This window comes from Anaerococcus hydrogenalis (assembly GCF_002871895.1).
GTDB classification, from domain to species: Bacteria; Bacillota; Clostridia; order Tissierellales; family Peptoniphilaceae; genus Anaerococcus; species Anaerococcus hydrogenalis.
Genome location: NZ_PNHP01000006.1, coordinates 62,734 through 73,766, shown reverse-complemented (window position 1 = coordinate 73,766; position 11,033 = coordinate 62,734). Strand labels below are relative to the sequence as shown.

General features: G+C 29.4%; 11 protein-coding genes. 5 read left to right on the top strand and 6 right to left on the bottom strand.

Going from position 1 to position 11,033, the window contains the following annotated elements; all coding sequences use genetic code 11:
• Positions 1-15: 15 nt before the first annotated feature.
• Positions 16-447 carry a helix-turn-helix domain-containing protein gene (locus CJ192_RS08110; protein WP_002839745.1) on the bottom strand — a complete coding sequence of 144 codons (432 nt, stop codon included), beginning with the start codon at positions 445-447 and terminating at the stop codon, positions 16-18.
• Between the two features lie 262 nt (positions 448-709).
• Between CJ192_RS08110 and CJ192_RS08105 the strand changes: the two genes are divergently transcribed.
• The 5 genes from CJ192_RS08105 to CJ192_RS08085 all read left to right on the top strand — a co-directional run bounded on the left by CJ192_RS08105 (position 710) and on the right by CJ192_RS08085 (position 4,677).
• Positions 710-904, top strand: a complete 195-nt coding sequence (locus CJ192_RS08105) for a hypothetical protein (RefSeq protein WP_002839721.1) — start codon at positions 710-712, stop codon at positions 902-904.
• Position 905: 1 nt separating this feature from the next.
• The gene (locus CJ192_RS08100; RefSeq protein WP_102198426.1) at positions 906-2,030 is read left to right on the top strand and encodes a site-specific integrase; all 1,125 of its coding nucleotides are present in this window, start codon (positions 906-908) and stop codon (positions 2,028-2,030) included.
• Positions 2,023-2,385 carry a plasmid mobilization protein gene (locus tag CJ192_RS08095; protein ID WP_102198425.1) on the top strand — a complete coding sequence of 121 codons (363 nt, stop codon included), beginning with the start codon at positions 2,023-2,025 and terminating at the stop codon, positions 2,383-2,385. The genes CJ192_RS08100 and CJ192_RS08095 overlap by 8 nt, the downstream gene beginning before the upstream one ends.
• 117 nt (positions 2,386-2,502) lie before the next feature.
• Positions 2,503-3,984, top strand: coding sequence for a VapE domain-containing protein (locus CJ192_RS08090; protein WP_102198424.1), 1,482 nt, complete (start codon positions 2,503-2,505; stop codon positions 3,982-3,984).
• Between the two features lie 336 nt (positions 3,985-4,320).
• Positions 4,321-4,677: a plasmid mobilization protein gene (locus tag CJ192_RS08085; protein WP_102198423.1), complete on the top strand. Its 357-nt coding sequence runs from the start codon at positions 4,321-4,323 to the stop codon at positions 4,675-4,677.
• Positions 4,678-4,893: 216 nt separating this feature from the next.
• On the opposite strand, the gene CJ192_RS08080 is transcribed toward CJ192_RS08085, so the two are convergent.
• Genes CJ192_RS08080 through CJ192_RS08060 form a run of 5 tightly spaced genes read right to left on the bottom strand, consistent with a single transcriptional unit; the run spans position 4,894 to position 11,005 of the window.
• Positions 4,894-6,282, bottom strand: coding sequence for an ABC transporter ATP-binding protein (locus CJ192_RS08080; protein WP_102198422.1), 1,389 nt, complete (start codon positions 6,280-6,282; stop codon positions 4,894-4,896).
• Between the two features lie 10 nt (positions 6,283-6,292).
• A complete protein-coding gene (locus CJ192_RS08075; protein ID WP_044567210.1) occupies positions 6,293-6,949 on the bottom strand; it encodes an energy-coupling factor transporter transmembrane component T in 657 nt (218 codons plus the stop codon).
• A 1-nt stretch (position 6,950) separates the two neighbouring features.
• Positions 6,951-7,538, bottom strand: a complete 588-nt coding sequence (locus CJ192_RS08070) for an MptD family putative ECF transporter S component (protein ID WP_102198421.1) — start codon at positions 7,536-7,538, stop codon at positions 6,951-6,953.
• Between the two features lie 10 nt (positions 7,539-7,548).
• Positions 7,549-9,267, bottom strand: a complete 1,719-nt coding sequence (locus tag CJ192_RS08065; RefSeq protein ID WP_102198420.1) for an ABC transporter ATP-binding protein — start codon at positions 9,265-9,267, stop codon at positions 7,549-7,551.
• Entirely contained in the window at positions 9,251-11,005 is a 1,755-nt protein-coding gene (locus tag CJ192_RS08060; RefSeq protein WP_072536938.1) for an ABC transporter ATP-binding protein, read from the bottom strand. The genes CJ192_RS08065 and CJ192_RS08060 overlap by 17 nt, the downstream gene beginning before the upstream one ends.
• Between the last annotated feature and the right edge of the window lie 28 nt (positions 11,006-11,033).

Sequence of the window (11,033 nt, the reverse complement as noted above, 5' to 3'; positions counted from 1 at the left end):
TTTTGCGTACATATTTTATTTTAAAAATCTTGATTTTTTAGGGTAAGATAGCTTCCAATCTTCAAACTCTTCGTCTGTTATTTCATCATTGTAATGCTTTTTTCTCATCTCATTCCATTCTATAAGAAAATTATTGAAGTCTACATCATTTGATAAAAGCCCTGTGATTTCTCCATCGCCTGCCAACGGTCTAAACTTCATGTCTTTTTCATAATCAAATATTATATGCATTATTTCAAAAATAGAATTAGGTTCATGATTAATTAATGCTGATATGTCACAATCAAGTGCTTCAGATATTTTTTGTAATTGTTCTTTACTTGGAGATCTATTTCCAAGTTCATAATTTCTTATGGCAGCATCTGTCAAACCAGACTTAATTGCAAGTTCTTTTTGAGTTAAGTTTCTCATAAGTCTTAACTTTTTTAATTTTTCTCCAGAAATCAAACTAACTCCTCCTTATTTCACAATAACTATAAATATTTTATCACAAAACGAACAAAAGCTCAACAAAACTGTTCTGTTGTAAATATTTGCAAGCATCTGAATTTTTCAGAAAAAAATAAATAGAAAAAATTTGACAGAACAAATATGAACTGTTACTATATATACATACCGTTCGATATTGAACGGAAGTTGTAAGACATATAAATTAATGCTCGCCTTTTTTGAGGATGTAGAACCTTACAAACTATAAAAGGAGGACATTATGAAAGGTATTTTTATGAATGCAAAAGATGTACAAGAATTTCTTGATGTAAGTAGGACAACAGCATATCAGATTATAAACGACATGAATCAAGATCTACTTAAATTAGGTTATCGTGTGCAAAGAGGAAAGGTAAATAGAGAATACTTTATGGAAAAGTATTGCTATAAACCAACAAATGCAAAGGAGGTTTAAAGTGCCAGCATTTAGAGATGAAAGCGGGAACAAGACTTGGTTTTGTAAATTTAATTACACCAACTGGAAAGGAGAAAAATTAACTAAGAAAAAACGTGGATTTTTAACAAAAAAAGAAGCTTTAAAATGGGAACAAGAATTTTTAAATCAACATTCTGAATCAATTGAGATGAGTTTTAGGGAGTTTTTTGAACTTTATAAGAGAGATAGAAAACCAAGAATAAGAGAAAATACTTGGAGGACAAAAGAAGCTATTGTAAATCAAAAAATACTTCCCTATATAGGTGATCTAATGCTTAATGAGATTAATAATGTAACCATCATTCAATGGCAAAATGAGCTTATGAAGATTAAGGATAAGAATGGAAAAAACTACTCTCCTACTTATTTGAGAACTATTCATGCCCAGTTATCCAGTATCTTAAATCATGCTTGTAGGTACTACAATTTAAAAACTAATGTTGCTCGTGATGTTGGTTCTATGGGTGAAAAAGAAGCTGACGAAATGCTATTTTGGACTCAAGATGAATATGAAAGATTTATAGAAGCTATTAAAGATAAACCTGAGTCATTCTATGCTTTTGAACTTTTATATTGGTGTGGTCTTAGGCTGGGAGAATTATTAGCCTTAACAAAAGAGAAATTTGATTTTGAAAGGCATACATTAAAAATTGATGAATCTTTACAAAGGATAGATGGGAAAAATGTAATAACTGCTCCTAAGACTAAAAAAAGTATAAGGACAATAGTTATGCCTGAATTTTTAACTGATGAGATCAAAGAATATATAGAAAGTTTTTATAAGTTAAAACCCAAAGACTTAATATTTAATTTTTCTAAGAGCTACCTACACCATGAAATGGATAGGGGATCTAAGAAATCTCAAGTAAAAAGAATTCGAATACATGATTTAAGGCATTCTCACGTTTCTCTCTTGATTGAACTTGGATTTTCTGCAACTGCAATAGCTGACAGGGTTGGACATGAATCAATTGACATCACCTATAGATATGCTCATCTCTTCCCTAGCAAGCAAAAAGAAATGGCTTTGTCTTTAACGCAAGTAAGAAATAACAAGGCAAATGATTGGAAAGATTTATTAGAAGAGGACGATAAAGATGTTTAGAAGACATTCATTAGATAAAATTTCACAAAAAACTAGAAATAAAGAGAAAAATAGAAAAAGAAATCGCATTTTAAATTTTAGGGTATCTGAAGAAGAATATGATCTAATAAACAAAAAGATAGAAATAAGTGGACTTAAAAAGCAAGATTATTTTATTCAAATGCTATTAAATCACGAAGTTAAGTTAGTAAGTGATTACAGACTTTCTGATAATATAGCCAAGGAAATATTTCAACTAGCAAAAGTTATTAAAAAGGTTGGAAAACTAGATGACGATGAAGCTGATATTTTAATCTATATTTTAGAAATATATGAAGAAATCAAAAAAGAAAAAAGCCCCTACTACAAAGAGTAAAGGCATACACTCCTGTGAGAAGTGTTCTCTAGACAAGTTCATTTTACCACAGGAGTCTTATTTATACCAGACAGGAGGATAAAATGGAGAGCAAATATAAAACAATAAAGAGATTAGATGGTTGTAAAAAGAAGAGGAGTAAGGCTTATGACAGATATTAAATTAAAATTCCCAGAAATAGATCAGACTTACGCCTTTTTAGACTTACAAACTACGGATAAGGGGACGGTTAGACAAATTACTGGTAATATTGTAACAGCTATTTTAAATCCCAAATATTGTCAAAATCAAAAAATAATTGATGGACAAATATTATTTGATAAATTTACCAATGAAATAAAATTCCAGGGAAAAATTATCGGAGAAAGAAATATAAAGGAAAATCAAATACGACTTTGGGATGATTCTTTAAATAATAGATTAGGCTTAGAGATAGAAAAACATTTTGGAATTAATTATAACGCAAACAAAATGTGGGAAGCTATTCGTTTTGTAGCTCATCAATATGAAGTGAGTCCGCCAAAGCAATATCTTCAAAATTTAAAATGGAATGGAGATAAAAATGCCATTAGAAAACTTTTACCAAAGTATTTGGGAGCGGATGATACAGAGCTTAACAATTGGATAATGGAACATATGATATTGGGCATGATAAAAAGAATTTTTAATCCAGGAGCTAAGTTTGATGAGATGATTGTTTTAGTTGGTGGACAAGGTATAGGCAAATCGACTTTTGCAAGATACTTATCCATAACAGATGATTGGTTTTGTACAATAGAAAACATTCAAGGCAAGGATGCCGTCATGAACCTTATGGGTAAAACTGTCGTTGAAATCGAAGAATTCGTTGCTTTAAGAAATGCAAAATCGGCTAATGAAGCTAAATCTTTTTTATCAAAACTAAGCGATAGGATAAGAATACCCTACGAAAAATATGCAACAGATGTGCCAAGAACTTGCATCTTTATAGGGACATTAAACGAAAGAACTTTTCTTAATGATCATACTGGAGAAAGAAGATATTTACCTGTTGAATGTAACCCGAATCAAAGAGTAAGGACTATATTTCCAGATAAAAATAATAAAGAAAAACTCCCGGATAAAGAATATATCTCACGCATAAGAGAAGATTTTAATCAGGCTCTAGCCTTAGGGTATGAAATCTTTAAAAACAAGACTCATGCATGGACTATACCAAAAAATCTCTTAAAAGACTTGTATAAGGAACAAGAAAAGTTCAAATATCTAAACCCAGATGTGGAAGACATTAGATATTTCTTAGAAGAATATAAGCCAAAAAGTGCAGATCCAAATATAACTTGTTTCAAAGAACTAACCATGCAAGGCTACCAAATAAAATCAAAGTCTTTTTCAGAGATCATGGATAATTATTTCCAAGAATGGATTCCAGTTAGGTCATCAAAGACTAAGAGAATATCACCAAGTGGGGTCTCAATTCCAGTAAAACTATACTATGAAAAGAAAGAAGAAAATGAAATTGACTTTATAGAAGTTGACAAGAATTTATTGCCAGAAGAATGGAAAAAAGAAAATCAATTAGAAATAGATACTGCAAATCAAGTAAAGATACAAATGTAACTTTGTAACCTGTAACCCATCGTTATAAATCTTCTTAAATTAGGATTACATAAATTAATGGCTTGATAATAAGGAGTTGACATAGACTCTTAAAACAAGCTCGCCTAATTTTGGAAGTTTTTATTTTATAAGTTACAGTTACACTTATTAATTCCTATTTGAAAAAATATAAAAAAATAAATTTTAGACTTGCTAATAATAGCAAGCACAGTAAGTGAGTACCCACTTACGAAAAAATCAAAAAATTAATAGCTTTTAAGGCTATATAATTTTATGAATTTTACCTTGTTAGGGAGAACCCTAAGACCCCAAAAGATATAAGCAAAGGAGAAAATTATGGATAATAGAACAAGAAAAAATCAACTTAAAATATATTTAACAGACGAAGAAAAAGAAATATTTGAAAAGAAAATGAAACTTGCAAATTGTAAAACAATGTCCCACTTTCTTAGAAAATGTGTGTTGGAAAAAGAAATTTATATTGTAGATCTAGAACCATTTAGAGATCTCCAATGGTTACTTTCAAATGCAACTAATAATATAAACCAGATTGCAAAAGCTACTAATACAACTGGTGTTATTTACAAGAAAGATATAGATTATATGAGAGAAAAAATAGAAAAATTATCAAGAGAAATATGGCAGATCCATTCTCTACTTCTAAATAAATCAAAAGAAAGTTCTGGTGATTAGTATGGCAATTACAAAAATACATCCAATAAAATCAACTCTAAATTTTCATGAAAAATTGATAGTTTATCAAAGTTGTGTAAAATTAAGTAAAACTCCAATTCTAGAGGAATGGATAAACATTGATAAATAAAAAATGTATCAACCCTTACCTTTTTACCAGGATTTAGGTTGATACACAAAATTATTTATAGACCCTTAAGATTTTAATTATTGATTTTATGACATTTTATATATTCCATCTGCTACATTATTTAAAAACTCATAATCATGCGAAACAACAATTACAACTTTATTGGATTTTTTCGCCAAATCTTTTATAGCTTCTGATACAATTATCATATTTTTAAAATCTAAACCACTTGTAGGCTCATCAAAGATTATGATTTCTTTATTTGAAAGTAGAGCTAAGGCAATTGTTAACCTTTGTTTTTGTCCTCCTGAAAGCGACATTGGATGCTTATCTTTATATTTATCTAATCCAAGCCTATTTAGAACTATATCTACCTGATTTAATTTATCCTCAGGTAAATTTAATTCACATTCTTCTTTTACGCTTCGAGTGAATAATTGTGAATTAATGTCCTGTGTTACAAGATATGTGTTTTTTAATCTATCTTTATTATTTAAGAGTTTATTGTTGAAAAAAACACTTCCTGTATTTTTCTTTATAAGTCCTGAAATGCACTTTAATAAACTTGTTTTTCCTATACCATTTTTCCCAACTATACCTAATACTTCACCTCTATTCAAAGAAATATTAATATCTTTAAATATGAAATTTCCATTTATTGTATACGATAAATCTTCGCATAAATACTCATCATTTTTATTAAATTCTTTTTCAAGAACTTCCAACTTCGGAGTAGATAAGGTTCTAATTTTGAGATTATCTTCTTTTTTTGAATTAAATGATTTTATCTCTTCTTGTGTGAAACAATCCTTAATTATGCCTTTGTCTATATAATATGCTTTATCAATTATGTCTTTTAAATAATATAGTCGATGTTCTGCAACTATAATTGTCTTCCCTTCTTTTTTAAATATTTCAATATTATTTTTTATCGTTTCAATTGTATCCATATCAAGATTTGAAGATGGCTCATCCAATACGACAATATCTGTGTTTAATGCAAAAATAGATGCAAAAGCTAAAATTTGTTTTTCCCCACTCGACAATGAGAAGACATTTTTCCCTAATAATCTATCTATATTTAAATTATTAATAGTTTTTTTTAAGCTCTTTTTTATTAACTCTGGATCAGTTCCCATATTTTCAAGACCAAATACAATTTCTCCCTCGACATCAGAATTAAAAAATTGAGATTTTGGATTTTGAAATATCGAACCAACTTTTTCTGAAATTTTATATTGTGATATATTTCTAGTAGATTCTCCCTCTATTAAAACTTCTCCAACAAAGTCAGTTTCTTCTTCAAAATGTGGTATAATTCCATTTATTAATTTAGTCAATGACGTTTTGCCTGAACCACTTAGTCCCATAAGTAGAATACATTCGCCTTTTTCAACATTTAAGTTGATCCCTTTTAATATTTTATATCCCGTTTTAGAGGTACAAAATACATCATTTATATTTACATAACCCATTCTAACTCACCTAAAATATAACCATAATTAAAACAACAAATAAAATAACTAATACATCATAAACGGTGAATTTAAAATCAATTATAGTTGTTTTTCTACCTGGATTCTCGACTCCTCGTGTTACAGCTGCCTTAGATAACTCTTCAGACATATCAATTGCAGAATTTATTATAGGTACAACAAATATATCCATGTTTTTAATCATACTAATCCCCCTAATCTTCATTGATTCTCTAACACAATGTATATCTTGTCTTAATGTGGGAAAATATCTATAAGTTATCATAAATGCTAAAATAAAATTTTCTGAGAATTTAAATTTTCTAAAAACTCCTGCAATTCCTCTTACGGTCACTGTTTTGTATAACAATGTTCCTGCCATTATGCAAGGAAAAATTTTCCTTGCATAAGAAACAGGTACAATAAATGTCGTTACAATCCACTTAGGTGAATAGGGAAAAACAAAATAATTTATTATTAAAAAAGTAATAAAAGTTAAATATACTTTTAATCCCGATTTAAAATTTCCGCAAACTGTCAAAATAATCAACAAATAGCTCATTAAAATTAATTCACTCGTTACAGGTCTACTTTTAAATAGAAATATATTTACTAATAAAAGCAATATTATTGATGTTCTAGGATCTAATTTTAATCGCTTGGACATTTCAATTCCTTGCCTCAAAATTTTTATATAAAAATGATTTTAAAATCCCACAAGATAATAGTCCAAAAACAAACGGTGTTAAAATTAATACAATTAACATCGGTGTGTTAATAAAAGTCTTTAATATATTAACATAATCTACTGGCATCCCCATTTCAAGCATTTTTGATATGAATTCATCTTTTAGAATCCATACTTGTGCTGGAGAACCTATCATACCTAATGAAAAGAAAGCATATGAAAGTGAATTCCATTTATAACTGTCATACTTTGATAGGTATCTTATCACTTCTGCCAAAATACTAGCAATTGCTAATGATGCAATTATTATTAAACTAAACTGACCAGTTAAATAGTATATTATAGCAACAATAGCTCCCATTATTATGACTGCTCCTGTTTTTTTTACTTTTTGAACCATAATCATATATGGTATAGATCCAACCAAGGCTATAAAGCCAGGCATAAGTATCCACATTAATGGATGAAGACCGCCTAAAAGCATAAACCCAAAATTGATTGCAAAATATATTGCAGTAAATATACCTATCGTAATAACGTCTTTTCCTTTTAACTTTTTATTATTCATTCTAATACTCCTAATATATAAATTCTTCTGCTAATTTCGTTTTTTCTAATAAATTGTTATACAATTTTGATCCTTCTATCAATTCTTTGTGACTACCTTGACTTTCCACATACCCATTTTCTATGACTATGATTTTGTCTACATTTTCTATAGATTTTAATCTATGGGATATAATAATAACGGTTTTATCCTTTATTAATTTATTCAAACTTTCTTGGATTTTCTTTTCATTGTCAACATCTAAACTTGCTGATATTTCATCTAATATAAGTATTGGTGCGTCCTTCAGAAAGGCTCTAGCTATAGAAAGTCTTTGTCTTTCACCACCAGAAAGCTCTGACCCATTTTCTCCTATAACTGTATCTAACCCATTAGGAAGTTTATTAATAAAATCCATACAATTTGCAAGGGTAGCTGCCTTTACAACTTCTTCATCGCTGGCATCTTTTTTACCTATACGAATATTTTCTAATATAGATGAGTTAAATAAAGTAACATCTTGAAAAACAATAGATATTTTCTTAAATAAAGAATCTGTGGAAATGTTTTTTATATCCTTTCCATCTATTAAAATTTGACCTTTATCATAATCATATAATCTTGATATTAATCTTAATATACTTGTCTTTCCAGAGCCAGAAGCTCCAACTAGAGCCGTTACCTCTCCCTGTTTCGCAGTAAAGCTAATGTCCTTTAAAACCTGATTATCATCATAAGAAAAAGCTACATTTTTAAAGACTATATCAAACATATTCAGTTCTACATCTTTACCCTCTTGAATTTTTGTTTCCTTAATCTCCCTAATCCTTTCAACACTTGGATCTATAGAGAACACTTCTAATAATCCTTCTTTTGATAAATCTAAAATATCTTTTATTTTTATGGCAGCCATTAAATAACCTAAGAGATATAAAATGTCAATCTCCCCAGATAGAATAAGGCTAATCCCAACAAAACTAACTACTGCAATACTTACAAAGCCAAGAGCAGAGGATAAACCCATTACAAAAAGAGAGCCTTGTTCAACTTTAAGATGTATTTTTTCACTTTCATCCATCTGCATATATAACGAAGACCTCACTTCATCGGATAAGTTAAAACTATTTATTTCTTGTTGAAGTTCAATGGTTTCTTGGAATTTTTCTGAGTTTTCTCTAAGTACCTTGTGATATTTCTTGTTTCCTTTTACCTGCGACTTTTTAGCAATAGGTATTAGTATAAAACTTAAAATAGTTGGGATCATTACTGCAAGCCCCATCTTAAAATTACCTATCATTAACATAATTCCAATTAGTGGGAAAAATAAAACCATTCCTCCTACTTTAGGTATTGAATGACTCATAGCATGTTCTACTTTTTCCACATCTGCCATAATCGTTTGAGATATATCTGATAAATTATGTTTTGAGAAGTAGGATAGGGGAAGTTTTGATAGAGTTTCAGCAATATCTATTCTTAAATTAGCACTCTCTTCATAAGTTGTAGTATAAAGATCATCATATTCTTTGGCTAACAAAACATACATTATTACTAATGTAACAACAGAAACGCCAAAATATAAATAAGGGCTTTTAACATTTTTCAAAAGAAGCTCATCTGTTAACATCATTAAAATAAAGGCAGGAACCATATTAATACAGTAGACCAAGAAACTTGATATAGTAGATTTAGTGAGATCTTTAGCCCCTTTATCAGTCAGACAAAAGCGTTTTTTATAAAATTTCCTCATCTTTAACCCTCCATTGATTTGCACTATCGTAAAGCTCTAATAATTCCTTATATTTTCCACCTTTTGAAATAAGTTCTTGATCACTGCCTCTTTCAATTATTTCTCCATTCTCTAAAACTAAAATTTCATCAACAGAACGAATACTACTCATCCTATGGGCAATCATAATAACTGTTTTATCTTTCATAAGGTTTTTAAAGGCCTTTTGAAGCTCATACTCATTGTCTGGATCAATAGAAGCACTAGCTTCATCCATAATTACAATTTTAGATTTCTTGAGCATGGCTCTCGCAATAGCAATTCTCTGTTTTTCTCCTCCTGATAAATAGACTCCTTTTGATCCGATTATGGTATTCTCCCTTTCAGGAAACTTATTTAAAATAACATTACAACCTGCAAGTTCCATAGCCTTCATAACTTCTTCTCTACTTGCCTTTCTATTAGCAAGAGCAACATTTTCGTAAATAGATGTCTTAAAAAGTTTGCTATCCTGAAAAACAAAAGAAATTGTGTTTATTAGAGCATCCTTACTATAAGACTCTAAGGGTCTCTCTCCAATTTTTATACTGCCACTATCTACTTTGTAAAAACCAGATAATAGCTTTACAATAGTCGATTTACCTGATCCTGAATGACCCACCAAAGCATATTTTTTTCCTTCTTCTAATTTAAAAGATAAATTTTCTAATACTTTATTTCCATTGTAACCGAATGTTACATTATCAAACTCTATATTATAGTTTTTGAAATTAATATTCTCTCCATAAGACAATTTATCTTCATTCATCTTTTTATATAAATCTTCCAAAGTATCTACCGCATACCTAGCGTTAAAGATGTTCATACTAGCCCACATAATTTTCATAAATGAAACCATCATTACTCCACTTAAAAACAAAATCATGAATAGTTCAACAATAAGCAAATTAGCATTATTAACTTTATTTATGGTAAAAACTAAAGGGATAGACAAAATTGCAATAATTCCAAAAAATATCCATTGATATAGTACATAAGGTTTTTTAGAACTAATTGAGTAATCAAGAGCATACTTAGAATAATCCTTAATCGCCTTATAAAGAGTTTTAAAAGACTCTACAGTAGCTCCGAATATTTTAACAACTTGCATGCCTCTGACATATTCAACTGTTTCACCACTTAAAATTTCTAAGGATTTTTGGTAGTATTCCATGAACTCTCCTCCACCCATCATGTTCTTTAAAATAAGAGCCCCTACTATTGTTAGTATAAGAATAACTAATCCCACTCTGCTACTAATAGAAAAGGCAAGTATTAAAGATAATACTGGAATTAAAAAAGCTTGAGAGTTATCTGGTATCATATGTGCTACTGCCGTATGAGTTTTAGCTGCATTGTCATCAATAGTTTTTCTTATAATTCCAGATGGGTTTAAATCATAAAAGCGAAAACTTGCTCCTGTAAGTCCATCTATACCTTTTTTTCTTAAATTAGTTTCTAAGCGAAATCCAAGTTTATGAGAAAAAAAGCCCGACAAAAAGTAAACTAATGCCCCTATCGTCAAATATAAGACAGCTTGAATGGACAAAGTCCTAGCTACTAATAAATCCCCTTCAACAATGGAACTTCTTAAAAGTTTATACAGTAACGAATATCCGTACACCATTAAAAATGCAGATAGTGCTGATAAAAAAACTGCTATATATCCATTATGTTTTTCTTCAGGCACATAGGAAAAAAGCCTTTTATAAATTTTCATATTCCCCTCCTTAATATTCCTATTAGAT